We start from the raw sequence: 23,894 nt of genomic DNA, 5'->3' as shown, positions 1-23,894 counted from the left end.
CAATCTTCGGGTCGTCGATCTTCGGGCCTTCGGTCGCCCCGCCAATTACCGCACCGGTCACGCTCGTGTCCAGTGATAGGCGCGCTCGATCCGCGCGACGTTGACCGAATAGCTGTCGTACCAGTGCGCGCGCCCGAACTCGCGAATCGCGGTGTGCTCGGGATGGTGGCGCCACGCGATCGCCGCGGCGTCGTCCGCCCAATAACTGACGGTGATCCCTATGCCGCCCGCTTCGCGCGCGCTGTCAACGCCGCGATAGCCAGGTTGAGCCGCGGCTAGCGCGTCCATGGCCATGGCGGCCTCGCCATAACCTGCGGCGTCCGCATCGTTACGGATCGACACGAAAATAACAGCAATCTGTCCTGCCCGATCGTCGTTCATGATGTGTGCTTAAGCGATGCCGTACGCTTGGCAAAGCTGCCAGAACCACTTGGCGCAGCACGACTTCCGCTTCGGTTCGTCGCCCGATGCAACCTGCGGCCCTTGAAACGCGTTCGGAATTCGTGCGACGGGAGGGCCAAAGCCTCGCCAGCGTGCGGGACCCCTGACCGTAAGGAACGCGATGCCCAGTTCGACCACCGCCACCCGGCGTGCACGCAGCCGACCAGCCGGCGTGCCGTCCCCGTGGCAGATGTTCTTTTCAGGGTTCCTGAAACACCCGGTGATGGTCGGGTCAATCGTGCCGTCGTCGGACAAGCTGATCCGCAAGATGCTCGGTCCGGTGGACTGGGCGAACTGCAAGCTGTTCGTCGAATACGGCCCGGGCGTCGGCACGTTCTGCCGGCCGATCCTCGACCGGATGGCGTCCGACGCCAAGCTGGTGGTGATCGATACGAACCCCGAATTCATTCAGTATCTGCGCCACACGATCACCGACCCACGCTTCTTCGCGGTGCTGGGGTCGGCCGACGAGGTCGAGACCATCGTCGCCGACCATGGTTTCGAAAAAGCGGACTACGTGCTGTCCGGGCTTCCTTTTTCCACATTGCCGCCTGGTGTCGGCCCGGCGATCGCGACCGCGACGCACTCGGTGCTGCGGACCGGCGGTGCGTTCTTGGTCTATCAGTTCTCGCCCAAGGTTAAGGACTTCCTGACGCCGCATTTCGAGTCGATCGATCACGACATGGAGTGGTGGAACGTGCCGCCGGCGCAGCTGTATTGGGCGTGGAAGGACTGAAGCAGGCGCGGCCACGTCCGCGCCGATGCGCAAAGCGCAGCTTCAGGCCCGGCCGGCGGGTCGGCTAAGATAGCCGAACCCGTCCGACGGCGGCTTTGCCGTCGGCGCTGGTGCTGCTCTGAGTCAGGTAAACGGAAACCTCGTCCAAATCCTCTCCGTCATCCTGACGAAAGTCAGGACCCAGAGCCAATTAGTATGGCATTCTCGACCCTGGATCCTGACTTTCGTCAGGATGACGGGAAAGAGTAGATGCCCCTCGGCCCCCGACCCCTACTCGTCGATCCCGAAGTTCAGCCCGCGCGACAAGCTCGGGTCGACCACCGCCACCACGAAATACGCCCCGAGCTGTTTGATACGCTGCACCCACCCGGTGTTCGCCTGGTATAGTTCCTTGGTCACCTCGGTCGACTTGGCCACCTCGCCATCGATATACCCCCTGACATGCGCTGCGAACGCCGCATCCTCGATCCGCAGCATCAGTTCGAGATTGATGAACAGGCTGCGCATGTCGAAGTTCGCCGAGCCGATATGTACCGCATCGTCGATCACGTAGAGCTTCGTATGCAGCTTGGTCGGCTGGTATTCGAACAGCCGCACGCCCTTGCGCAACAGTCCTGCATAGGTGAACCGCGCCGCCGCGATCGTCGCGTTGTTGTCCGATTTGCTGGCCGTGACGACCCGTACCTCGGCCTGCCGCCGCCCGGCCTTGTCGAGCCGCCGGAGCAGCGCGGGGCTAGGCGTGAAATACCCGGCGATGATGTCGATCCGCCGCCCGCGTCGCATGTCGTCGCGCACGGCACGTGCCCAGGGCGACAGCTTCCGCGTCGGTCCACCAATCAGCCAGCGGGTCGGGCCCTTGGTCTCGCTCCAGTGCGATAGCGCAGCGTTCAGATGACGCAGCTTGCCCTTGGGTTCATGAATCCAGTCCTTCAGCGCATCGAAATAGCCTGCCAGCCGCCCCGCCGCCGGACCCTCGACGAGCAAGCCCAAATCGCGCCATGCCTGTTCCGCGGCGGTGCCGAAATAATCGTCCTCGATGTTGAAGCCGCCGATGATGATCCGCGTTTCGTCGGCAAGCGCGAGCTTCTGGTGGTTGCGGAGCAGATAGCGGCGGCCGAACCGGGCGGAGAAGCGGCATACCGAGATGCCGGCGGTCTTTAGCGGTTCGAAGAAGGCTTGCGGCGCATCGTCGCTACCGAACCCGTCGACGATCAGCGCGACCTCGACGCCGCGCTTGGCAGCGGCGATGAGCGCTGCGTTGACGCGCTTTCCGGACTCGTCGTCGGCGTAGATGTAATAGAGGATCCGCAGGGTTCGCTCGGCGCCGTTAATCAGCGCGAGCACCGCGTCGAGGCGGCGGGGGCCGGTATCGAGCAGCGTCATCTGGTTGCCGTCGACGCTGAAAGTCGGCTGGTCTGCGGGATCGTCCATGGCGTGCGTGATGGACACCGGGCGCTCGGGTGGCAACCCGATGGCGGTGATCCGCGCATTTCTTGACTTTGCGGGCCACCCCCCGTAGGCGACGCATTCTCATTCTATCGTTGTTACGAAGGAAGCCGCATGGCGCGCGTTACCGTCGAGGATTGTGTCGACAAGATCCCCAACCGGTTCGACCTGGTGTTGTTCGCGGCCCAGCGTGCGCGCCAGATCTCGGGCGGCGCCGAACTGACGCTCGACCGCGACCGCGACAAGAACCCGGTCGTCGCGCTGCGTGAGATCGCAGACGAGAACGTCAAGCCGGCGCATCTCAAGGAACAGGTCATCCAGGGCCTGCAGAAGGTTCGCGTCGACGACGACGACGAGGTCGATGCCGTCGGCAGCTTGGCCGCTTCGGCCGAGGCGTTGCGGCTTACCGCCGCTGCACCGCCGCGGAACCAGAATCTCGGGGCTGATTACGAGGGTTGAGGCAGCAGGATTAGCGAAAGCTAATCCGCGCCTTGGCCGAAACCCCGGCCGGCGGGCATAGCCCGGCCGACGACGCGGCTTTGCCGCGGCGCGCGGAATAGAGAGAGCCCGTGGACCCAAAAGGTCCACGGGCTTTTTCTTTGTACCCTCTCCCTGAAGGGGAGAGGGAAGGGGCCCGCGGCGCTTGCCGTGGGAAGGGTGAGGGCACGTAGTAGTGCGACCCCGCCTCCTTGTTCTCCCGCGAAGGCGGGAGCCCAGTCTGGATCCCCGTCTTCACGGGGAAACATGCTTATGATTCATTCCAACCGCATTGCTTGTGACCACGCTAAGGTAGGGCGCCACGGCAAAGCCGCGTCGTCAGTCGTTGCTGCGCAACGCTGGCCGGGGTCGGTCCGCGACGCGGATTAGCCACGCTAATCCGCTGACCGACCCTTAAACCCCTGTGCTACCACGAACCACTCGACCGACCCCTTACGGCTTGCCGGCGGCTTGGCATGCTTCACCGTCTTGAAGTTCCGCTTCATTTCCGCAACCAGCTCGGAATCCGCGCCGCCCGCGAACACCTTCGACACGAACGTGCCACCTGGCTCCAGCACCTCGCACGCAAAGTGCAGCGCCGTCTCGACCAGCGCCATCGTCCGCAACGCATCGGTCTGCGGATGCCCGACGGTATTCGCCGCCATGTCCGACAGCACCAGGTCCGGCGCGCCGCCCAGCGCTTCGATCAGCTTGCCAGGCGCCGCATCGTCGAGGAAATCCATCTCGAAGATCGTCACGCCTTCGATCGGATCGACCGGCAGCAGGTCGATCCCGACGACCGTCGCCTTGGGTATCCGCCGCCGGATCACTTGCGCCCAGCCGCCCGGCGCGAGGCCGAGATCGACCACACGCTTCGATCCGCGGATCAACTCGAACCGCTCGTCGAGCTCGATCAGCTTGTAGGCCGCCCGGCTGCGATAGCCGTCCGCCTTCGCGCGCTTCACATACGGATCGTTCAGCTGCCGCTCGAGCCACCTCGTCGACTGCGCAGTCCGCTTGCGCGCAGTGAGCACGCGGACATGCCCGCCGGAACCGCCGCGGCTCATGCCACCGCTCCCGTGGCTTTGCCGGGCTTGGGCGAGCCCATCAGTCCGCGCAGGATACCCTCGCGAATACCGCGGTCGGCGATGCCGAGCCGTTCGGCGGGCCACAAATCCATGATCGTCTCCAGAATGGCACAGCCCGCGACCACCAGGTCGGCGCGCTCGTTGCCGATGCACGGCAGCTTGGCGCGCTCCGTGATCGACATATGGGAAAGGTCGGCACTGATCTTGCGCATCGCCGACGCGGGCACGATCAGTCCATCGACCACCGAGCGATCGTAATGGCTGAGCCCGAGATGCACGCTGCCGAGCGTCGTTACCGTGCCGCTGGTGCCGAGCAAACGCGGCCGCTCGATATGCCGGGGTAGGCGGCTAGCGAACCCCGCGAAACTGTCGGCAACGACCTGACGCATCTTCGCATACGCGGCACGACGGCCGCCTTCGCCCTCGCCGCCACCGGCATGCTCGGTCAGCGACACCACGCCCCACGGCGCCGAATGCCAGTCGAGCACGGTCGGGATCGGCGTCGAGGTATCGACTAGCACGAGCTCGGTCGAGCCGCCGCCGATATCGAACACGAGCGCGGGATCCTCCCCCGGCTCGATCAGTGCATGGCAGCCGAGCACCGCCAGCCGCGCCTCTTCCTCGGCGGAAATAATGTCGAGATGGATTCCCGTCTCGGCAAGCGCGCGCGCGATGAACGCAGGCCCGTTCGACGCCTGCCGACACGCCTCCGTCGCGACCGATCGCGCCAACGTGACGTTGCGCCGCTGGAGCTTGTCCGAACACACGCGCAAGGCAGCGATCGTCCGCTCGATCGCCGCATCGCTCAGCTTGCCGGTCGAAGCCAATCCCTCGCCCAGCCGCACGATTCGCGAGAACGCATCGATCACCGCAAACCCGCCAGCCTGCGGTCGCGCGATCAGCAATCTGCAATTGTTGGTGCCGAGATCCAGCGCGGCAAACGCCTGCGCATCGGCCCACCGCCCACGAGAGGGCCGGGTCGCCGCCGGACGGGCAGGACTACCCTGCCGGAACGGCATTCGGGCGGAAACATCCCCCATCGCCGTAAAACTCGCTATCTATGTCTGCCGCCGCGGGAAAATACCCGCCCGGTGCTTGGACACGAATGTAGCGCGGCGGCGCGATTACGCAAGCGAAGTGGCGGAACGGCATCATCTTGGCGTTGACAGCCTCGGCGGCCACCCGTAGAGCCCGCCCTCGCTGATGCCCCGTCGTCTAATGGTAAGACTGCGGTTTCTGATACCGCCTATTGAGGTTCGAATCCTCACGGGGCATCCAGCGCTTCCCGCCTGAGCGGTCGAGGCAATTCCAAAGCAACTAAGGGTTCAACGAGTACCCTGGCGCTTGATGATCTCTGCGTACGTCGACCGGCCGCTCGGTCGGTTAAACGCCGTTTCGCACTCGGTCGAGTTAGGCGACACGGAAGCCGCTTGTTCAAAGTCGCCTCGGGACATAAATCCGCCGGTCACGATGCAAGACGCAGTCGCCATGCTCCACGCCGCCTTGGCGCTGAAAATTTGCCCACTGAGGCCAAAGCCAGGCGCATATATTGGTTGAAACGCTCTCAGCCAGCGTTATCAATAGGGCGGTATCGACTGTTCGACGTCGTTACTTTCACATGCTTGGGGCGCTGATATCCTCGCGTTCATTCCCTTGCATCGCGCAGCGCGTCCAACTGAACCAGTCTCACCGGATCGTCGGCTGCGAGCGCCTCTTCGAGATAAAAATTGTGCGCTATATTCCGCACCACCCGCTGCGCCTCGCCGCTATATTCCTCGGCGATTGCGGCGAAAGCGTCGACCAGCTCGCGTAGAAAATCTTTATCTAAATTTTCGAGCTGGTCCGCTAGCGCTTCCATCATCGTGACGGCCGTATCGAGGTTTAGCTCCTCTTCCTCGGTCAGCTCAAGAAAAACGACATAATCCGCAATGATGTGCGCGATCTGGGTAACTATCATGGTTTGACTACCCTTCCCTTGATGTTGGTGACGTTCATCATCTTTAGGAGCTTTAAGGCCTTAATCTTCTGCACAGGAGTAGGGAATTCCCATACTCCAATAAGGCGAGGTTGTGCCAAGACTTCCGATTGTCGCGAAATCTGGGACCGTGCACGTGGTGCGGTGACTATTTTCCATTTCCGGTCGATCACGTAATCGCCCTGGTAACCGGATTTGTCGTCAGCGCAGCACGTACGCCAGCCACCGTTCCCGCGCTGACATCGTAAAGCCCCTGACCGACTCCACCGACGAATTCGGCAACAGGGCTCGACTGACTACTTGGCGGCGTTACCGGAGCGCGCGGGCGGTATTCCGACCGACCCGTGCTCTAATGATCTCTGGCCAACGCCCGCTAGCGGTCTCGCCTCCGGCACTTTGGCTTTCGGGTGCGCCGCAGTCCGCGACCCGATTCTTGGAGCGCAACCGACATGGGAGGACGTGCGACCGCTCCCGGCGTTAGTCGTATCGCCGTTGCTCGATCCATCATGGCGTCCCGCACCTGCGAAGGTAAACTGGCCGTCCGCCAAATCATGCCATGGATTATATTTGAGTTAGAGACCGTCAGGACCCAGCGCCGATGGCACCTTACCCGTTCGCAGCCGCCGCAAGAACGCGTTCCGCTCGCTAATTCCTGATGTCTCGACCATGCCGTCCCCCGCTGTCTTTGCGGTGAGAACATCTGAGCAACCTTGTCCTACAAGTCAAGCGCGGCACCCAGTGGTGCGCAGCTTGATCGTCTATAAGGCGCAATGCTTATAGTGTGGTGCCCGGAAGAGGACTCGAACCTCCACGACCTTGCGATCGCCAGCACCTGAAGCTGGTGCGTCTACCAATTCCGCCATCCGGGCACGGGGTAGGAGGGCGCCTCTAGGGGAGGGTCGCGATGCTTGTCAACACGCCTCTTGCTGGGGCAAGGGGTTATTCGTGATTGGCAGGCAAAACAAAGTGGACGGACGCGCGATGAACGACAAACTGGTGACGCTGATCGGGGGCGGCGGTTTCGTCGGCCGCTATGTCGCACAGGCGCTGCTGGCGACGGGCGCACGCGTCCGCATCGCGCAGCGCGATCCGCGGCAGGCGTTCTTCCTGAAACCGCTCGGCGGGCTCGGCCAGACGCAGTTCGTCGGGGCCGACGTCACCAAGCCCGAGACGATCGCGCATGCGGTGCACGGCTCGGACGTGGTGGTGAACCTAGTCGGCGTGCTGGCGGGCGATTTCCAGCGTGTCCAGGCTCTTGGCGCGCAGACGGTGGCACAGGCTGCGGCGAAGGCCGGCGTGGGCGCGCTCGTGCACGTCTCGGCGATCGGCGCGGATCCGGAGTCCGCGTCGGCGTACGGCAAGTCCAAGGGGCAGGGCGAGGCCGCCGTGCTCGAGGCGTTCCCCAACGCGACGATCCTGCGGCCGTCGATCGTGTTCGGCCAGGAAGACCAGTTCGTGAACCGCTTTGCCGGCATGATCGCCAAGGCGCCGGTGGTGCCGGTGCTGCGCGCGGGCGCTAAGTTCCAGCCGGTGTTCGTCGGCAACGTGGCGGACGCGGTGGTGGCCGCGGCGTCCGATCCCGAGACGTTCGGCGGCAAGACCTTCGAGCTCGGCGGGCCCGACATCATCACGATGGGCAACCTGATCCGCTGGATCGCCAAGACTATCGGTCGCAACCCCTCGATCGTCGAACTCCCGGACTTTGCCGGCGCGCTGATTGCCAAGGGCGGCTTCCTGCCGGGTGCACCGATCACCAAGGACCAGTGGACGATGCTGCAGACCGACAATATCGTCACCGGCACCAATGGCCTCGCCGCGTTCGGGATCGAGGCTACACCACTGTCTACGGTCGCGCCGGGCTGGCTGGTGCGCTTTCGCAAGGCCGGACGGTTCGGCCGTCGCGCCGAGACGCATGCGGAAGTCCATGTCGCCTGATCCTGCGCGTGCTACCTACCCTTTGAGATTGCCCTGACCTACCGCGCCGGAGCTCCCGCTTGACCGAACTTCTCACCGTCATCCTCCTCGGCATCGTCGAGGGGATCACCGAATTCCTGCCCGTCTCTTCCACCGGGCATCTGATCCTCGCGACGAGGCTGCTCGGCTACGATGCGGGGCGCTGGGAGGTGTTCAACGTCGTCATCCAACTCGGCGCGATCCTGGCGATCGTCGTGCTGTACTGGCGAACGTTCTGGGCGGTCGGCATGGGGCTGTTGAAGCGTGAACCGAAATCCTGGCTGTTCCTGCGCAACCTAGTGGTCGCGTTCATCCCGGCGGCGGTGATCGGCCTCGCGCTGCACAAGCATATCGAGGCGTTGCTGGGGAACGCCGAGGTCGTCGCGATCGCGCTGATCGTCGGTGGCTTCGCGATCCTCGCGGTCGAGCGGTTCGCCCCGCGCAGCGACATCAGCGGCGTGGCGGACATCCCCCTGAAGACGGTAATCGGTATCGGCTTTCTCCAGTGCCTTGCGATGGTCCCTGGCGTCAGCCGCTCCGGTGCGACGATTCTCGGTGCGTTGGCGCTGGGTGTCGAGCGGCGCACTGCGGCCGAGTTCAGCTTCTTTCTCGCCATCCCGACGATGCTGGGGGCAAGCGCGCTCGAGTTGCTGAAGAACCGCGATGCGATCGCGAGCGGCGGCGGGGTCGGGCTTGGCGCGATCGCGATCGGCGCCGCAGTGTCGTTCGTCGTCGCGCTGCTGGTGGTGAAGTGGTTCGTCGGGATCGTCACCAAGCACGGGTTCGTGCCTTTTGCCTGGTACCGGGTAGCTGCCGGCTCGGCCGCGCTGGTCTGGCTGCTCAGCAAGTAGGTCCGTTTCGGAATAAATAAGCCTTGTTGAGAGTTGTTCTTACACAATTTACCTGATTTGACGAATTAATACGTCAGCTATCCTGGCATAATGGGCGATTTTACGGTGACAAGCCTCCGACGGCGCAATAACGCGGCTGTCGGAGGCATGTATGGCGAACGATTCGATGCTAAAGTTTGTCGGGCGGGAGCAATCCTATCCGGCAAAGCGCACCGCGGATGAGCGGCAGGAGGATTTCCGTGAGATCGCGCAGCGATACGCGGTTCAACCCGCCGAGGAGCAGGCCGGGCGCTGCTCGCAGTGCGGCGTGCCCTATTGTTCGGTCCACTGCCCGCTGCACAACCATATCCCCGACTGGCTCAGGCTGACCGCGGAAGGTCGGTTGCGCGAGGCGTATGAGCTCAGCAACGCGACCTCGACGATGCCCGAGATCTGCGGCCGCATCTGCCCACAGGATCGGCTGTGCGAAGGCAATTGCGTCATCGAGTTCACCGGGCACGGCGCGGTCACGATCGGCTCGGTCGAGAAGTTCATCACCGACACCGCCTGGGAGAATGGCTGGGTCGAGCCGCTGGTCCCCGGCAAGTCGCGCGGCCAGTCGGTCGGCGTGATCGGCGCCGGCCCGGCGGGCCTGACCGCGGCGGAATATCTGCGCGGGCACGGCTATGACGTCCACGTCTACGACCGCTACGACCGCGCGGGCGGGTTGCTCACTTACGGCATCCCCGGCTTCAAGCTCGAGAAGCCGATCGTCATGCGCCGCGTCGAGCGTCTCAAGGCGGCGGGTATCGTCTTCCACGAAGGCTTCGCGGTCGGCGACGACGCGAGCCTCGACGATCTCCGCCAGCGCCACGACGCGATCCTGATCGCGACCGGCGTCTACAAGGCGCGCGCGATGGACCTGCCCGGTGGCGGATCGAACGGTGTGGTCGCCGCGCTCGACTTCCTCGTCGCCTCGAACCGCAAGGGCTTCGGCGACGCCGTCCCCGCGTTCGACGACGGCAGCCTCAATGCCGAGGGCAAGGACGTCGTCGTGATCGGCGGCGGCGACACCGCGATGGACTGTGTCCGCACCGCGATCCGCCAGGGCGCAAAGTCGGTGAAGTGCCTCTACCGCCGCGACCGCGCCAACATGCCCGGCTCGCAGCGCGAAGTCGCCAATGCCGAGGAAGAGGGCGTCGAGTTCGTCTGGCTTTCGGGCCCGCAAAGCTTCGACGGAGGTGATGTGGTCTCGAGCGTCAAGGTTCGGAAGATGCGTCTCGGCGCCCCCGACGCGAGCGGCCGCCGCGCGCCCGAACCCGATCCCGCGGGCGATTATTCGGTGAATGCGGACCTGGTCATCAAGGCGCTCGGCTTCGACGCCGAGGACCTGCCCACCTTGTTCGCGACGCCGGAACTGGGCGTCAGCCGCTGGGGTACCGTGCTGGTCGACGGCAAGACGCTGATGACCTCGCTCGACGGCGTGTTCGCAGCGGGCGACATCGTCCGCGGCGCCAGCCTCGTCGTCTGGGCGATCCGCGACGGCCGCGATGTCGCCGCGACGATGCACAAATGGCTGAAGACCAAGGCGGCCAACGCGAAGGTGGCGGCATGAGCAACGAACAGGGTTTTCCGATGATCGATCAGCGCGCCCGCCTCGCCGAGCACGGCATGTACCGCCCAGAATTCGAGGGCGATGCGTGCGGTGTAGGCCTAGTCGCCGCGACTGATGGCCGTGCATCGCGGCGTGTCGTGCAGTCCGCAGTCGATGCCCTTAAGGCCGTGTGGCACCGTGGTGCGGTTGACGCCGACGGCAAGACCGGCGATGGCGCAGGCCTGCACATCGATCTGCCGCTGCGCTTCTTCGACGACGCGGTCGCAGCCTCGGGGCACAAGGTCCGCCCGAACCGTCTCGCGGTCGGCATGATCTTCCTGCCGAGGACCGATCTCGGCGCGCAGGAGGATTGCCGGACGATCGTCGAGAGCGCGATCATCGAGGCGGGCTACACCATCTATGGCTGGCGGCAGGTGCCAGTTGACGTGTCGGTGATCGGCCAGAAGGCGCAAGCCACGCGCCCCGAGATCGAGCAGATCATGATCGCTGGTCCGTTGCCCGAGGAGCAGGACGCCGCCGAGTTCGAGAAGACGCTGTACCTCGTCCGCCGCCGGATCGAGAAGCGCGTGATCGCGGCGCAGATCCAGGGTTTCTACATCTGCTCGCTGTCATGCCGTTCGATCATCTACAAGGGGCTGTTCCTCGCCGAATCGCTGTCCGTCTTCTACCCGGACCTGTGCGACCAGCGCTTCGAAAGCCGCGTCGCGATCTTTCATCAGCGCTATTCGACCAACACCTTCCCGCAATGGTGGCTGGCGCAACCGTTCCGCTGCCTTGCGCATAACGGCGAGATCAACACGATCCGCGGCAACAAGAATTGGATGCTCTCCCACGAGATCCGGATGGCGAGCCTCGCGTTCGGCGACAATTCGGAGGACATCAAGCCGGTGATCCCCGCCGGCGCGTCGGACACCGCCGCGCTGGATGCCGTGTTCGAGGCAATCTGTCGCTCGGGCCGCGATGCGCCGACCGCCAAGCTGATGCTGGTGCCCGAAGCCGCCAGCCCGGACATGCCCCCTGAGCATACCGCGATGTACCAGTATCTCGCGTCGGTGATGGAGCCGTGGGACGGCCCTGCCGCGCTGGCGATGACCGATGGCCGCTGGGCGGTCGCGGGCATGGACCGCAACGCGCTGCGTCCGCTCCGCTACACGCTGACCTCCGACGGCCTGCTGATCGTCGGGTCCGAGAGCGGCATGGTCGTCGTTCCCGAATCGACCATCGTCGCCAAGGGCCGGCTCGGACCGGGCGAGATGATCGCGGTCGACCTTGACGAAGGGCGCCTGCTCCAGGATCGCGAAGTGAAGGATCGCATCTCGGGCGAGGCGGACTACGCCGCGATGATCGGCGAATTCCATACGCTCGCCGACCTGCCCTCGGTCGAGGACGCGATCGTCCGCTACGACCGTGCCGAGCTCGCACGCCGTCAGGTCGCGGCGGGGCAGACCATGGAGGACATGGAACTGATCCTGTCGCCGATGGTCGAATCCGCCAAGGAAGCGATCGGGTCGATGGGTGACGACACGCCGCTCGCGGTCATCTCGGACAAGCCGCGGCTGATCAGCCAGTTCTTCCGCCAGAACTTCTCGCAGGTCACCAACCCGCCGATCGATCCGCTGCGCGAGCGTCACGTGATGTCGCTCAAGACCCGGTTCGGCAACCTCGCCAACATCCTCGACGTGCGCGACCAGCGCGAACGCGTGCTGGTGCTTGATTCGCCGGTCCTGACGGGCGAGCATTGGTCGCGGTTGAAGGCGCATTTCGGTAACGCGGTCGCCGAGATCGACTGCACGTTCGACGTCGGCGGTGGCCCGGAAAAGCTCCGCGCGGCGATCCAGCGGATCCGCAACGAGGCGGAGCAAGCCGTCCGGCAGGGCAAGAGCGAGATATTCCTCACCGACGAGGCGATCAGCGAAGACCGTGTCGGCATCGCCGGCGTGCTCGCGGTCGCTGCGGTCCACACGCACCTCGTCCGCCGTGGCCTGCGCTCCTACGCATCGATCAACGTCCGCTCGGCCGAATGCCTAGACACGCATTATTACGCGGTGCTGATCGGCGTCGGCGCGACCACCGTGAACGCGTACCTTGCCGAGGCCGCGATCTTCGATCGCCAGTCGCGCGGGTTGTTCGGCGATCTCGACCTCGCCGAATGCCTCCGCCGCCACCGCGTCGCGGTCGAGGAGGGGCTGCTCAAGATCATGTCGAAGATGGGCATCGCGGTCATCTCGTCCTACCGCGGCGGCTATAATTTCGAGGCGGTCGGGCTGTCGCGCAGTTTGGTGAACGACCTGTTTCCGGGAATGCCGGCGAAGATCAGCGGCGAGGGCTATGCCTCGCTCCACGTCAACGCGACCGATCGTCACGAAGCGGCGTTCGACCCGGCGGTCGCGACGCTGCCGATCGGCGGCTTCTATCGCCAGCGCCATACCGGCGAGACGCACGCCTATTCCGCGCAGCTGATGCACCTGCTGCAGACCGCGGTCGCGACCGACAGCTATACGAGCTATCTGCAATTCTCGCGCGGCGTATCCGACCTGCCGCCGGTGTATCTGCGCGATCTGCTCCAGTTCAACTTCCCCGCGGAGGGCGTGCCGGTCGACCAGGTCGAGGCGATCACCGAGATCCGCAAGCGTTTCGTCACCCCCGGCATGTCGCTCGGCGCGCTGTCACCGGAGGCGCACGAGACGCTGGCGATCGCGATGAACCGGATCGGCGCGAAAGCCGTCTCGGGCGAGGGCGGCGAAGACAAGTCGCGCTTCGTGCCCTACGCGAACGGCGACAACGCCAACTCTTCGATCAAGCAGGTCGCCTCCGGCCGGTTCGGCGTGACGGCGGAATATCTGAACGCGTGCGAGGAGATCGAGGTCAAGGTCGCGCAGGGCGCCAAGCCGGGCGAAGGCGGTCAGCTGCCCGGCTTCAAGGTCACCGAGTTCATCGCCAAGCTGCGTCATGCGACGCCTGGCGTGACGCTGATCTCACCGCCGCCACATCACGACATCTATTCGATCGAGGATCTCGCCCAGCTCATCTACGACCTGAAGCAGATCAATCCGCGCGCTCGGGTGTGCGTGAAGCTCGTCTCGTCGGCGGGTATCGGCACGGTCGCGGCGGGTGTCGCAAAGGCACATGCCGACGTGATCCTGATTGCCGGCCACGTCGGCGGCACCGGCGCCTCGCCCCAGACCTCGATCAAATATGCCGGCACGCCGTGGGAGATGGGCCTGTCGGAGGTCAACCAGGTGCTGACGCTAAACGGCTTGCGCGGGCGCGTGCGGCTGCGCACCGATGGCGGGCTGAAGACCGGGCGCGACATCGTCATCGCCGCGATCCTCGGTGCGGAGGAGTTCGGGATCGGCACGCTGTCGCTGGTCGCGATGGGCTGCATCATGGTGCGGCAGTGCCATTCGAACACGTGCCCGGTCGGCATCTGCACGCAGAACGATGCGCTCCGCCAGAAGTTCGTCGGCACGCCCGAGAAGGTGATCAACCTGATGACCTTCATCGCCGAGGAAGTCCGCGACATCCTCGCGCGGCTCGGCGTGAAGAGCCTCGACGACGTGATTGGCCGCACCGAGCTGCTGCGGCAGGTCAGCCGCGGCGCGGAGCATCTCGACGATCTCGATCTGAACCCGATCCTGGCGAAGGTCGATGCCGACGATTCGCAGCGGCGATTCTCGCTCTCGACCTTCCGCAACGAAGTCCCGGACAGCCTCGACGCGCAGATCATCAAGGACGCGTCCGCGGTGTTCTCGCGCGGCGAGAAGATGCAGCTGACCTACTCGGTGCGCAACACGCACCGCGCGGTCGGCACGCGGCTGTCGAGTGAGATCACGCGGAAGTTCGGGATGTCGACGCTCGCGGACAATCACGTGACGATCCGTCTGCGTGGCTCGGCGGGCCAGTCGCTCGGTGCGTTCCTGTGCAAGGGGATCACGCTGGAGGTGTTCGGCGACTCGAACGATTACGTCGGCAAGGGGCTCTCGGGCGGCACGATCATCGTGCGGCCGGCGGTCAGTTCGCCGCTGGCGTCGCAGGACAACACGATCATCGGCAACACCGTGCTCTATGGCGCGACGTCGGGCCGGCTGTTCGCGGCAGGGCAGGCGGGCGAACGCTTCGCGGTCCGCAACTCGGGCGCGATCGTCGTCGTCGAAGGCTGTGGCGCGAATGGCTGCGAGTACATGACCAACGGCATCGCCGTGGTGCTCGGCGCGGTCGGCGCGAACTTCGGCGCGGGGATGACCGGCGGGATGGCGTTCGTCTACGATCCCGACGGCGTGTTCGCGAAGCGCGCCAACCCCGAGAACATCACCTGGGACCGCGTGAAGTCGCTCCACTGGGCTGACGTGCTGCTCGACCTGGTTCGCGATCACGCGGATCATACTGACAGCAAATGGTCGAAGGGCCTGCTCGAGGACTGGGACCGGGTAGCTCCGCATTTCTGGCAGGTCGTGCCGAAGGAAATGCTGACGCGCTTGTCGCACCCGCTGGACGACAGCGCGGAACTGGTCGCGGCGGAGTAGAGTGACGCCACACAAACACCACCCCGGCGAAGGCCGGGGCCCAGTTAGGGGACGTCGCTAACGAAGGACGGCGCTTCGTTACCGCGACCTTTCCAACTGGGCCCCGGCCTTCGCCGGGGTGGAGTAGTAAGTTGGTTTCGCGCAGAGACGCAGAGGACGCGGAAGCGGGGCGCCCGGAACGGGCCGCTTGCACCCCAGCGCGCGTTGCAGAAATGCGGGCTTCGCGACAAGCGGAACACCTCCGCGTCTCCGCGCCTCCGCGTGAACCAAATCTTCTTGCTCGGCGCCAACCCGCGCTAGTGACACAGCCGCCCCCCACCGCCTAAACGGATGGCATGTGGCAGCTTTATCAATTCCCCCTGTGTCCCTTCTCGCGAAAGGTGCGCCTGCTGCTGGGCGAGAAGGGCGTCGGCTACGAACTGGTGCGCGAATCGCCCTGGGATCGCCGCGACGAGTTCATGGATATGAACCCCGCCGGCCAGACCCCGGTGATGGTCGATGCATCGCGCGGGGTCGCGCCGCTGATCGATTCGATGGCGATCTGCGAATTCTTCGAGGAAACCGTCGAGAAGGCGGCGATGATCAACGGCACCGCGACGAACCGCGCCGAGATCCGCCGCTTGGTCACATGGTTCGACACGCATTTCTACCGCGACGTGACCGGACCTCTGCTCCACGAACGCATGGTCAAGCGCCTCGCGCACCGCACCGCGCCCGACGCGAAGGGCCTGCGCGAGGCGATGAAGGCCGCGGTCGGGCATCTCGATTATATGGACTACCTGCTCGATCACCGGAACTGGCTGGGCGGCGCGACGATGAGCCTCGCCGATCTGGCGGCCGCCGCGCAGATCTCGGTCACCGATTATCTCGGCGGGATCGACTGGAAGGGCCACGACCAGACCGCCCGCTGGTATCGCGGCTTCAAGAGCCGCCCGAGCTTCCGCCCGCTGCTGTCCGAACGGATGGAGCTAATCTCCCCACCAGCGCACTACGACAATGTCGATTTCTGAACGGATCGCCTATCCGGACTTCGAGAAGGTCGACATCCGCGTCGGCACGATCGTCGAGGCCGAACCCTTCCCGGAAGCGCGGAAACCCGCGATCAAGCTGCGGATCGATTTTGGTGCGGAGATCGGCGTGAAGCGCTCGTCCGCGCAGATCACCGAACATTATACGCCTGAGACGCTGGTAGGTCGGCAAGTGGCCGCGGTGGTCAACTTCCCGCCGCGCCAGATTGGCCCGATGATGTCCGAAGTCCTGACGCTCGGCTTTCCCGATGCGGATGGGAAGGTGGTGCTGATCTCGCCGACCGGACCGGTCCCGAACGGCGGGCGACTGTTCTGAAGCTTAATCCTCCCCCTGGCGGGGGAGGATCAGCAGCACCCCGCCGCTTACTGGCGCAGGTCGTTCTGCGTGATCGGCACGATCTTCACCTCGACGCGACGGTTCGCTGCCCGGCCCGCATCGGTATCGTTCGACGCGATCGGCTGCGTTTCGCCGTAGCCACGCGTGCCGATGCGCGCAGTCTGGACGCCGTGGCCCGCCAGATAATCCGCGACCGACCGCGCACGGCGCTCCGACAGAGTCTGGTTGTAAGCGTCGCTGCCCGTCGAATCGGTATGACCGTACACGTCGATATACGTCTGATTGTACTGCGACAGCGTATCCGCGACCTGGTCGAGCGTCCGCTGGAACTGCGGCTGCACGTTGGCGCTGTCATACGCGAAGGTGATGCCCGACGGGATGTTGAGCACCAGGTCGTCGCCCTGGCGGATCACCTGCACGTCGGTGCCGGCAGTGCGCGCGCGCAGGTCGCGCTCCTGCTTGTCCATGTACGCGCCGATGCCCGCACCCGCGAGACCGCCGATGCCCGCGCCCAGCAGCTTCTCGGTCCGGTCGTGCCGTCCACCGACCACATCGCCGAGCAGATAGCCGCCAAGCGCGCCGCCGATGCCGCCCAATGCGGTCTTCGAGATCGTCTGGCGACCCGTCTCCGGATCGGTCGTGCAGCCGCTGGTGGCGATCAGTGCGGCAATCGCAGCACCTGCGAACATATTGGTTTTCATAGATAATCTCCCTGAGACGTGATGGATGACGGCATTTCGCCCGATACCGCCGATAACCCGGTGTCACGACGATTGTTCCGCCTGCGCACTGAACCGAGCCTGACCATCTTCGCGGTCCGATGTCGAGTATGCGCAGGCCAGTACGTAAGGACGGTTGTGCGACGGACCGTTGTCCTGCAAAGAGCGCGTGAGCCAATGGCACCGCTTCCCCCCTTCCCCTGGATCGACGTCGCGATCATCCTCGCGCTCGTCGCGTTGAACGGCGTGTTCGCGATGAGCGAACTCGCGATCGTCTCCGCACGCAAAGCGCGGCTCGAGGCAATGGCGCGCTCGGGCAAGAAGGGCGCGCGCGCCGCCCTCGTGCTCGCCGCCGACCCCGGCAAGTTCCTGTCGACCGTCCAGATCGGCATTACGCTGATCGGCATTCTAGCGGGTGCCTATTCGGGCTCCAGCCTCGGCATGCCGACCGCCGCGCGGTTGCAGGCGTGGGGCCTGTCCGCCTCGACTGCGGAGACCGCCGGGTTCGCGATCGTCATTGGCCTCACGACATACGCGTCGCTGATCATCGGTGAGCTCGTGCCGAAACAGTTCGCGCTGCGTGCGCCCGAGGCGATCGCGTCGTTCATGGCGCCGGTGATGCGCTGGCTCGCGATCGGCACCGCGCCGATCGTCTGGGTGCTCGATTCGACCAGCGCCTTGATCTTCCGCGCGCTGCGCCTCAACCGCGAATCGGAAGAGCACGTCACCGCCGAAGAGCTCCACATGATCGTCGCCGAGGCGTCGAAGTCGGGGATCATCGAGGAGCATGAGCGCTCGATCATCTCGGGCGTCGTCCGTCTCGCGGATCGCCCGGTCCGCGAAGTGATGACGCCACGCACCGAGATCGACTGGCTCGACTGCGACTGGGGCCCCGACGAGATTCGCGAGACGCTGCTCGCCTCGCAGCACACCCGCCTGCCGGTCGGCGAAGGCTCGATCGATGCGGTCAAGGGCGTCGTCCAGGCGCGCGACATCGCCGCGGCGCTGTTCCGCGGCGAGCCGATCGACCTGCGCGCGCTGATGCGCAAAGCCCCCGTCGTGATCGACCAGATCGACGCGATGGACGCGCTGCTGGCGCTGCGCGAAGCCGAGGTGCCGATGGCGCTGATCCACGACGAATACGGTCATTTCGAGGGCATCGTTACGCCGGCCGATCTGCTCGCGGCGATCGCCGGCGAGTTCAAGTCGGACTCCGATCCGGACGATGCGCCGTCTGTCGTGGTGCGCGACGACGGTTCACTGCTCGTGGCAGGGACGATGGCGGCGGACTCGCTTGCCGATCGCCTCGGTATCGACCTACCCGAGGACCGGGATTACGCGACGGTCGCCGGCCTCGCGCTGTCGGTGTTCCGCCACCTGCCGGGCGAGGGCGAGAGCTTCGTCGAGCAGGGCTGGAAGTTCGAGATCGTCGACCTCGACGGCCGGCGGATCGACAAGCTGCTGGTGAGCGAAGTCTGAGGGCTGGGCGTGGCGCGGGTAAGGTCGAACACAGCGTCTCCGTTCTGCACCACCCCGGCCTCCGCCGGGGTGGTGATTGGGTTGGGTACGCTCTTCACTCAGGTGCTCGTGGCTCACGCGCCGAGGACTCGCTGATCCCACAATCCGTTCGTACTGAGTAGCCGCCGAGCTTATCGAAGCGGCGTATCGAAGAACGAGTTGGCGCGCGGAACTCATGCTTCGATACGAGCCCTCGATACGCTTCTGCGAAGCTACTCGGTCTCTACTCAGCACGAACGGGAAGGGTAGAGAAGGGAAGAAGAGACGAGACCGTTCGGCTCCGTCCCCTTTACTGACCAGTTTCGGCCGCAGGCTTCGCATCGACCGCGGGAGTCGTGACTGCCGGAGCCTCCATCGGCGTTTCCGAAACCGTCTTCGCCCCAGGCTCCAAATCGCTCGGCACGAACGGCACCACACTTGGCGGCGGCCCCGACATCCCCGCCGGATCGCCCTCGACCCGCCCGTGGAGGTGGTCGATCTCCGCCTGCCGCCGGTTGAGATAGAACGACCGCGTCGCCGCATACGGATCGGGCGAGTTGTCGTGTAGGTCCTTCAGCGTCTGGTCGAATTCCGACCGGTGATCGAGCGCACCCAGGATACCCGCGGGGATCGCGTACGCCGTGCTGGTGAACGGCTTGCCGATGGCGACCGGCAGGATCAGACGATCGACCGCGCCGCCGAGCAGGTCGCGGATCGTCGTCGGCCCGACGATCGGCAGGAACAGGAACGGGCCGTTCTTGACGCCGTAATAGCCGAGCGTGTTGGCGAACCCGTTCGACCGCCGCGGCAGGCGGAACGGCTTCTTCTTGGCGACGTCGAGCACGCCCGCCACGCCGATCGTCGTGTTGATCGCGAACCGTCCGACCGTCTCCGCTGCCTTGCCCGGCTTGAACTGGAGCAGGAAGTTCAGGAAGACGATCGGCTCGCGCAGATTGTAGAGGAAATTGTGGATGCCGCGTCGAATGGGACTCGGCACAGTCTTCTTGTAGGTCCGCGCGACCGGGCCGATCACCGCGTCGTCGACCTTCTGCGTCACCGCGAACGACTCGGCGTTGACCGCGCGCAGCGGATCGCCCGCGGTTTCCTTGCGGCCAGTGACGATGATGTCGTTGGGCGTCCGCTGGACGGGCGGGGTGCCCAACGGAGCGGGACCGACCGGCGGAATATCCTGCGTCGGGAGCCCCTGGGCGAAAATATCGATCGCCGGAAGCGACGCGGCGAGCGCGAGCGGCGCGACGGGCTGGAAGTCACCCGCGAACGGCGACATTACCGCGCCGGGCAGCGCCACGCTCGCACCGACGCCGGGCAACGCTATCGGCGCGGCCGTCACGTGAACGGGGGCAGCCGTCAACAGCATTGCGCTCATCGTTACCAGCATGTGCACTCATCGCCCTGTTATCGGCCGCTCTCCTACATCGAGATGCGACGCGCCTGACATGCCCGTCAGCGCGCGTGCAGCATAGAGCCAATCGTCATCCGCGCGTGCGTATCGCGGTTAACCGATCGCGTGGCGATCCCGGCGTGGGTCGTCTCGCGCGAAGGCGTCGGTCAGAGCTTGCCGAACACCGCTTCGAAGCCGGCCTTGTCGCCAGCCGCCAGCAACCGCGCCTGCTCGATCCAGCGATCGCGACCCATCCGACCAGTGAAATTGCCAAGCTGCGCGTCGATGCGCTGCGCCTCGCTCTCCGACAGCGCCGCCATCTCGCCGACCGTCGACACGCCCAGCGTGCCAAGCTGCGCAGCGACCTTCGGGCCAAGCCCCTTCAACTGCGTCACGGGCCCGTCGGCATAGGACGGCGCGGGCGCAGACGGTTCGACCGGGGCCATCGCCTCGGCCGCCGGGCTCGCCTCCATCGGCGATGCGGCGGCGATCGGTTCGTCGTTCAACCGGTCGGAAGTGCTCGCGCTATCGACCTGAGGGGCGAGCGGTGCGACCGCCGGTGGGGACGCGATCGGGTTTGGCGTAGGTTCGACCGGTGCCGAGACGGGCTTCGGTTCGGGTGTTGGAGCAGGCGCCACCGCGGCAGGTGCGGGCGCAACCGTCCGCGTTTGCGACTGGGACTGCTCGCTGACCCGGCTTTCATCCTTACGTTCCTCCGCGATGGGCTCAGGCGCAACACCGGCCTCCTTGGCGTGTGCGATCACGTCGCGCGTCGCCTTAGTGCGGCTGCGTTTCGCCCTGATACCCCAGATCAGGCCGATCAGGACCAGGATCGCGACGACGGCGATGATCGTGAAGTGGATCGCCGTCAGCGTGGCGATGCCATCGGGCAACAGGCTCAGGCCGGAGGTGGAGGTCGCGGAAGTTTCGTTCATTCCCATACCGTAGCGATGCGCGCGAAAGGCGGCGAGACCTAATTGGCCAGGCGGACTTGTCTGATCCTCCCCCGTCAGGGGGAGGTGGCACCGAAGGTGACGGAGGGGGAGGACACGGAACAGAGGTTGCCCTTTCCTCCCCCTCCGTCTGGCAAGCGCCAGCCACCTCCCCCTGGCGGGGGAGGATCAGGCGTGCATCACCCGCGCGCGATTTCCCGCCAGCCGATATCGCGGCGGTAGAAGCCCTCCGCGAAGTCGATCGCTTCGACCGCGCGATACGCGTTCGCCTGCGCCGTTGCGACGGTGTCGCCGGTCGCGGTCACCGCGAGCACGCGTCCGCCCGATGCGACCAGCCCCCCGTCCTCAAGGCGCGTGCCTGCGTGGAACACCGTGCCCCCCGCAGCCCGCGCCGAATCCAGCCCGACGATCGCGCCGCCAGCCTTGGGATTCCCTGGATAGCCCTCTGCCGCCATCACCACCGTCAACGCGGTCTCGTCGCTGAACTGCGCCGGCGGCATCTCGCTAAGCCGCCCTTCTGCCACCGCCAGCATCGTCGCGAGCAGGTCGCCTTGGAAGCGCATCATCAGCACCTGCGTCTCGGGATCGCCGAACCGCGCATTATATTCGATCAGCTTCGGCCCCTGCGGCGTCAGCATCAGTCCCGCGTACAGCACGCCCGAGAACGGCATGCCCTCCGCCGCCATCGTAGCGACGGTCGGCGCTACGATCTTATCGATCGCGCGCTTCTCCAGCGCGGGTGTCAGCACGAGGGCAGGGCTGTACGCGCCCATCCCGCCGGTGTTCGGCCCGGTATCGCCCTCGCCGACGCGCTTGTGATCCTGCGCGGAGCCGAACGGCATCAGCGACACGCCGTCGGTCAGCACGAAGAGGCTCGCCTCCTCGCCTTCGAGGAATTCCTCGATCACCGCTTCGGCTTCCCCGTCGGCGAACAGCGCGTCGAGCGCGGCATCGGCCTCGGCCGCGCTGAACGCGATGACGACGCCTTTTCCTGCCGCGAGCCCGTCCGCCTTGATGACCACCGGCAGCGAGAAGGTGCGGGCGAGGGCGATATCCGCCTCTTCGCGGCTCTTCACGCGGACATAGCCCGCGGTCGGGATGCCGGCGCGCAGGCACAGATCTTTGGTGAAGCCCTTCGACCCCTCCAACTGTGCCGCCGCCTTCGATGGCCCAAACACCGGAACGTCGGCCGCACGCAACGAGTCAGCCAATCCGTCGACCAGCGGCGCCTCCGGCCCGATCACGACCAACCCGACCTCATGCTCGCGCACGAACGCGACGACGGCGGCGTGATCCGTCGCATCGAGCGGCACGAGCGTCGCAACGCGCGCGATCCCGGGGTTGCCCGGCGCGGCATACAGCGTATCGAGGCCGCGAGATTGCACCAGCTTCCACGCGAGCGCATGTTCGCGCCCCCCCGAGCCCAGCAGCAGGACGTTCATGCCCGATCCCTTTTCCGATGATGTGTCCAGCGACATGGGCCGGCTGGTAGCCGAGCCGGTCGCCGGCGACAACGCACTGGCCATGTCGGTCGGCGAACTCGCGTTCAAGCTGAAGCGGATGGTCGAGGGCGAATTCGGCCATGTCCGGCTGCGCGGCGAGATTTCGGGCTGGAAACGCGTCGCCTCCGGGCATTGCTACATGTCGTTGAAGGACGACCAGGCGGTGATCGACGGCGTCATCTGGAAGGGCAACGCGTCGAGCCTCGCCTTCGTGCCGCAGGACGGCATCGAGGTGATTGCGACCGGTAAGCTCACCACCTATCCCGGCCGCTCGAAATACCAGATCGTCATCGAGCGGATGGAGCTGGCCGGCGCCGGCGCGCTGATGGCGCTGCTCGAGAAACTGAAGGCGAAACTGGCAGGCGAGGGACTGTTCGACGGCACGCGGAAGAAGCGCCTGCCGTTCATGCCGAAGGTGATCGGCGTCGTCACTTCGGGCACCGGCGCGGTGATCCGCGACATCCTCCACCGGCTCGAGGATCGCTGCCCGACGCACGTCATCGTGTGGCCCGTGAAGGTGCAGGGCGAGGGTTCCGCCGCCGAGATCGCCGCAGCCGTCCGCGGGTTCGACGCGATCGTCCCCGGCGGCCCGGTGCCGCGCCCCGACCTCGTGATCGTCGCGCGCGGGGGCGGTTCGGTCGAGGATCTGTGGTCGTTCAACGAGGAAGTCGTCGTTCGCGCGGTCGCCGCCTGCACGATCCCGATCATCTCCGCCGTCGGTCACGAGACCGACACCACCTTGTGCGATTTCGCCGCTGACCTGCGTGCGCCGACGCCGACCGCCGCCGCCGAGATCGCCGTGCCCGTGCTCGCCGACCTGCGGCTGACGATCGACAGCCACCGCAACCGCACCGAGCGGTGTGCGCGGCGTCATGTCGAGCGTGGCCGCGAGCGGCTCGATGCGTTGGCGCGGTTGTTGCCGAAGCGCGACCAGTTGCTCGGGCCTCAGCGCCAGCGCGCGGACGACTTTGGCCAGCGTCTCGATCGCGGGCTGGAGCGTAGGCTGACCCTCGCACGCGGCAGTCTCGATCGCTCGGGCGCAGCGCTGCGTCCCGCCACGCTGGAACGCAAGCTCGAAGCCAAGCGCGCGCAGCTCGACGCGACGTGGCGCTTGGTCCAGTCACTCAACCCCGACACGATCCTCGACCGTGGCTATGCGCGTGTCACCGCCCGGCCCGGCGGCGAGACGCTCGCCTCGGCCACGTCGGCGCGCGACGCGGGGACGCTGACACTCCACTTCCGCGACGGCGTGGTGGACGCGGTGACGGACACCGGCCTTGAGCGTCCGTCCGCCAAAACCTATGCTGCCCCCAAGGCGAAGCCCGCGTCCGACGCCGCGCCGCGCCAGCCGACCCTGCTGTAGAGAAGACCC

The 23,894-nt window shown here is 65.7% G+C and carries 19 protein-coding genes and 2 tRNA genes; 11 read left to right on the top strand and 10 right to left on the bottom strand.

Translation table 11 applies throughout. From position 1 onward, the window contains the following. Nucleotides 1–57 precede the first annotated feature (57 nt). Nucleotides 58–381: an antibiotic biosynthesis monooxygenase gene (locus AC59GX_RS09710; protein ID WP_426283391.1), complete on the bottom strand. Its 324-nt coding sequence runs from the start codon at nt 379–381 to the stop codon at nt 58–60. Nucleotides 382–562: 181 nt separating this feature from the next. On the opposite strand from AC59GX_RS09710, the gene AC59GX_RS09705 reads away from it, so the two are divergent. After that, on the top strand, nt 563–1,177 hold the full coding sequence (locus AC59GX_RS09705; protein WP_136188766.1) for a class I SAM-dependent methyltransferase: 615 nt from the start codon (nt 563–565) through the stop codon (nt 1,175–1,177). A 270-nt stretch (nt 1,178–1,447) separates the two neighbouring features. On the opposite strand, the gene AC59GX_RS09700 is transcribed toward AC59GX_RS09705, so the two are convergent. Then, nucleotides 1,448–2,608: a phospholipase D-like domain-containing protein gene (locus AC59GX_RS09700; RefSeq protein ID WP_426283394.1), complete on the bottom strand. Its 1,161-nt coding sequence runs from the start codon at nt 2,606–2,608 to the stop codon at nt 1,448–1,450. A 129-nt stretch (nt 2,609–2,737) separates the two neighbouring features. On the opposite strand from AC59GX_RS09700, the gene rpoZ reads away from it, so the two are divergent. Then, the gene (gene rpoZ / locus AC59GX_RS09695) at nt 2,738–3,082 is read left to right on the top strand and encodes a DNA-directed RNA polymerase subunit omega (protein ID WP_055882033.1); all 345 of its coding nucleotides are present in this window, start codon (nt 2,738–2,740) and stop codon (nt 3,080–3,082) included. Nucleotides 3,083–3,495: 413 nt separating this feature from the next. Here rpoZ and AC59GX_RS09690 read toward each other — a convergent pair whose 3' ends face one another. Continuing rightward, nucleotides 3,496–4,167: an RlmE family RNA methyltransferase gene (locus AC59GX_RS09690; protein ID WP_056487962.1), complete on the bottom strand. Its 672-nt coding sequence runs from the start codon at nt 4,165–4,167 to the stop codon at nt 3,496–3,498. Beyond that, nucleotides 4,164–5,207, bottom strand: a complete 1,044-nt coding sequence (locus AC59GX_RS09685) for a Ppx/GppA phosphatase family protein (protein WP_497301603.1) — start codon at nt 5,205–5,207, stop codon at nt 4,164–4,166. The genes AC59GX_RS09690 and AC59GX_RS09685 overlap by 4 nt, the downstream gene beginning before the upstream one ends. A gap of 185 nt (nt 5,208–5,392) precedes the next feature. On the opposite strand from AC59GX_RS09685, the gene AC59GX_RS09680 reads away from it, so the two are divergent. Continuing rightward, nucleotides 5,393–5,466, top strand: a tRNA-Gln gene (locus AC59GX_RS09680). A gap of 367 nt (nt 5,467–5,833) precedes the next feature. On the opposite strand, the gene AC59GX_RS09675 is transcribed toward AC59GX_RS09680, so the two are convergent. Both AC59GX_RS09675 and AC59GX_RS09670 read right to left on the bottom strand, forming a co-directional pair. Beyond that, on the bottom strand, nt 5,834–6,145 hold the full coding sequence (locus AC59GX_RS09675) for a hypothetical protein (protein WP_426280080.1): 312 nt from the start codon (nt 6,143–6,145) through the stop codon (nt 5,834–5,836). Between the two features lie 800 nt (nt 6,146–6,945). Continuing rightward, nucleotides 6,946–7,032 (bottom strand) — tRNA-Leu (locus AC59GX_RS09670). Between the two features lie 112 nt (nt 7,033–7,144). On the opposite strand from AC59GX_RS09670, the gene AC59GX_RS09665 reads away from it, so the two are divergent. From AC59GX_RS09665 to AC59GX_RS09640, 6 genes are all read left to right on the top strand, one after another. Beyond that, complete coding sequence (locus AC59GX_RS09665) at nt 7,145–8,098, top strand: complex I NDUFA9 subunit family protein (protein ID WP_426280079.1); 954 nt, start codon at nt 7,145–7,147, stop codon at nt 8,096–8,098. 59 nt (nt 8,099–8,157) lie between these two features. Continuing rightward, on the top strand, nt 8,158–8,967 hold the full coding sequence (locus tag AC59GX_RS09660; RefSeq protein WP_133020223.1) for an undecaprenyl-diphosphate phosphatase: 810 nt from the start codon (nt 8,158–8,160) through the stop codon (nt 8,965–8,967). A 151-nt stretch (nt 8,968–9,118) separates the two neighbouring features. Further along, nucleotides 9,119–10,561 carry an NAD(P)-dependent oxidoreductase gene (locus AC59GX_RS09655; protein ID WP_426280077.1) on the top strand — a complete coding sequence of 481 codons (1,443 nt, stop codon included), beginning with the start codon at nt 9,119–9,121 and terminating at the stop codon, nt 10,559–10,561. Between the two features lie 20 nt (nt 10,562–10,581). Beyond that, nucleotides 10,582–15,084, top strand: coding sequence for a glutamate synthase large subunit (gltB, locus tag AC59GX_RS09650; protein WP_426280396.1), 4,503 nt, complete (start codon nt 10,582–10,584; stop codon nt 15,082–15,084). A gap of 335 nt (nt 15,085–15,419) precedes the next feature. Then, a complete protein-coding gene (locus AC59GX_RS09645) occupies nt 15,420–16,094 on the top strand; it encodes a glutathione S-transferase family protein (RefSeq protein ID WP_056054264.1) in 675 nt (224 codons plus the stop codon). Further along, nucleotides 16,081–16,428: a tRNA-binding protein gene (locus tag AC59GX_RS09640; RefSeq protein ID WP_426280076.1), complete on the top strand. Its 348-nt coding sequence runs from the start codon at nt 16,081–16,083 to the stop codon at nt 16,426–16,428. The genes AC59GX_RS09645 and AC59GX_RS09640 overlap by 14 nt, the downstream gene beginning before the upstream one ends. Before the next feature lie 47 nt (nt 16,429–16,475). On the opposite strand, the gene AC59GX_RS09635 is transcribed toward AC59GX_RS09640, so the two are convergent. Continuing rightward, complete coding sequence (locus AC59GX_RS09635) at nt 16,476–17,150, bottom strand: YiaD family glycine zipper/OmpA-like lipoprotein (RefSeq protein WP_426280075.1); 675 nt, start codon at nt 17,148–17,150, stop codon at nt 16,476–16,478. Between the two features lie 195 nt (nt 17,151–17,345). On the opposite strand from AC59GX_RS09635, the gene AC59GX_RS09630 reads away from it, so the two are divergent. Next, the gene (locus AC59GX_RS09630) at nt 17,346–18,647 is read left to right on the top strand and encodes a hemolysin family protein (RefSeq protein ID WP_056488005.1); all 1,302 of its coding nucleotides are present in this window, start codon (nt 17,346–17,348) and stop codon (nt 18,645–18,647) included. 328 nt (nt 18,648–18,975) lie between these two features. Here AC59GX_RS09630 and AC59GX_RS09625 read toward each other — a convergent pair whose 3' ends face one another. The 3 genes from AC59GX_RS09625 to purD all read right to left on the bottom strand — a co-directional run bounded on the left by AC59GX_RS09625 (nt 18,976) and on the right by purD (nt 22,462). Further along, nucleotides 18,976–20,064 carry an MlaA family lipoprotein gene (locus tag AC59GX_RS09625; protein ID WP_426280074.1) on the bottom strand — a complete coding sequence of 363 codons (1,089 nt, stop codon included), beginning with the start codon at nt 20,062–20,064 and terminating at the stop codon, nt 18,976–18,978. Between the two features lie 170 nt (nt 20,065–20,234). Continuing rightward, nucleotides 20,235–21,002: a helix-hairpin-helix domain-containing protein gene (locus AC59GX_RS09620; RefSeq protein ID WP_497301601.1), complete on the bottom strand. Its 768-nt coding sequence runs from the start codon at nt 21,000–21,002 to the stop codon at nt 20,235–20,237. 197 nt (nt 21,003–21,199) lie between these two features. After that, nucleotides 21,200–22,462 (bottom strand): phosphoribosylamine--glycine ligase, encoded by a 1,263-nt coding sequence (purD, locus tag AC59GX_RS09615; RefSeq protein ID WP_426280072.1) that lies wholly within the window; start codon nt 22,460–22,462, stop codon nt 21,200–21,202. Here purD and xseA point away from each other — a divergent pair. After that, entirely contained in the window at nt 22,461–23,885 is a 1,425-nt protein-coding gene (gene xseA / locus AC59GX_RS09610; protein WP_426280071.1) for an exodeoxyribonuclease VII large subunit, read from the top strand. The genes purD and xseA overlap by 2 nt on opposite strands. Nucleotides 23,886–23,894: the final 9 nt, after the last annotated feature.

Source organism: Sphingomonas sp. 320_CC (assembly GCF_059691795.1).
Note: the sequence above shows the minus strand (reverse complement) of the source record. Positions and strands in the feature narration are given on the sequence as shown.

Bases quoted from the DNA above. Each gene is read 5' to 3' on its own strand.
- AC59GX_RS09710 (WP_426283391.1), bottom strand. From the start codon at position 381: ATGAACGACGATCGGGCAGGACAGATTGCTGTTATTTTCGTGTCGATC.
- AC59GX_RS09705 (WP_136188766.1), top strand. From the start codon at position 563: ATGCCCAGTTCGACCACCGCCACCCGGCGTGCACGCAGCCGACCAGCC.
- AC59GX_RS09700 (WP_426283394.1), bottom strand. From the start codon at position 2,608: ATGGACGATCCCGCAGACCAGCCGACTTTCAGCGTCGACGGCAACCAG.
- rpoZ (WP_055882033.1), top strand. From the start codon at position 2,738: ATGGCGCGCGTTACCGTCGAGGATTGTGTCGACAAGATCCCCAACCGG.
- AC59GX_RS09690 (WP_056487962.1), bottom strand. From the start codon at position 4,167: ATGAGCCGCGGCGGTTCCGGCGGGCATGTCCGCGTGCTCACTGCGCGC.
- AC59GX_RS09685 (WP_497301603.1), bottom strand. From the start codon at position 5,207: ATGCCGTTCCGGCAGGGTAGTCCTGCCCGTCCGGCGGCGACCCGGCCC.
- AC59GX_RS09675 (WP_426280080.1), bottom strand. From the start codon at position 6,145: ATGATAGTTACCCAGATCGCGCACATCATTGCGGATTATGTCGTTTTT.
- AC59GX_RS09665 (WP_426280079.1), top strand. From the start codon at position 7,145: ATGAACGACAAACTGGTGACGCTGATCGGGGGCGGCGGTTTCGTCGGC.
- AC59GX_RS09655 (WP_426280077.1), top strand. From the start codon at position 9,119: ATGGCGAACGATTCGATGCTAAAGTTTGTCGGGCGGGAGCAATCCTAT.
- gltB (WP_426280396.1), top strand. From the start codon at position 10,582: ATGATCGATCAGCGCGCCCGCCTCGCCGAGCACGGCATGTACCGCCCA.
- AC59GX_RS09645 (WP_056054264.1), top strand. From the start codon at position 15,420: ATGTGGCAGCTTTATCAATTCCCCCTGTGTCCCTTCTCGCGAAAGGTG.
- AC59GX_RS09640 (WP_426280076.1), top strand. From the start codon at position 16,081: ATGTCGATTTCTGAACGGATCGCCTATCCGGACTTCGAGAAGGTCGAC.
- AC59GX_RS09635 (WP_426280075.1), bottom strand. From the start codon at position 17,150: ATGAAAACCAATATGTTCGCAGGTGCTGCGATTGCCGCACTGATCGCC.
- AC59GX_RS09630 (WP_056488005.1), top strand. From the start codon at position 17,346: ATGGCACCGCTTCCCCCCTTCCCCTGGATCGACGTCGCGATCATCCTC.
- AC59GX_RS09625 (WP_426280074.1), bottom strand. From the start codon at position 20,064: ATGCTGGTAACGATGAGCGCAATGCTGTTGACGGCTGCCCCCGTTCAC.
- AC59GX_RS09620 (WP_497301601.1), bottom strand. From the start codon at position 21,002: ATGAACGAAACTTCCGCGACCTCCACCTCCGGCCTGAGCCTGTTGCCC.
- xseA (WP_426280071.1), top strand. From the start codon at position 22,461: ATGCCCGATCCCTTTTCCGATGATGTGTCCAGCGACATGGGCCGGCTG.
- purD (WP_426280072.1), bottom strand. From the start codon at position 22,462: ATGAACGTCCTGCTGCTGGGCTCGGGGGGGCGCGAACATGCGCTCGCG.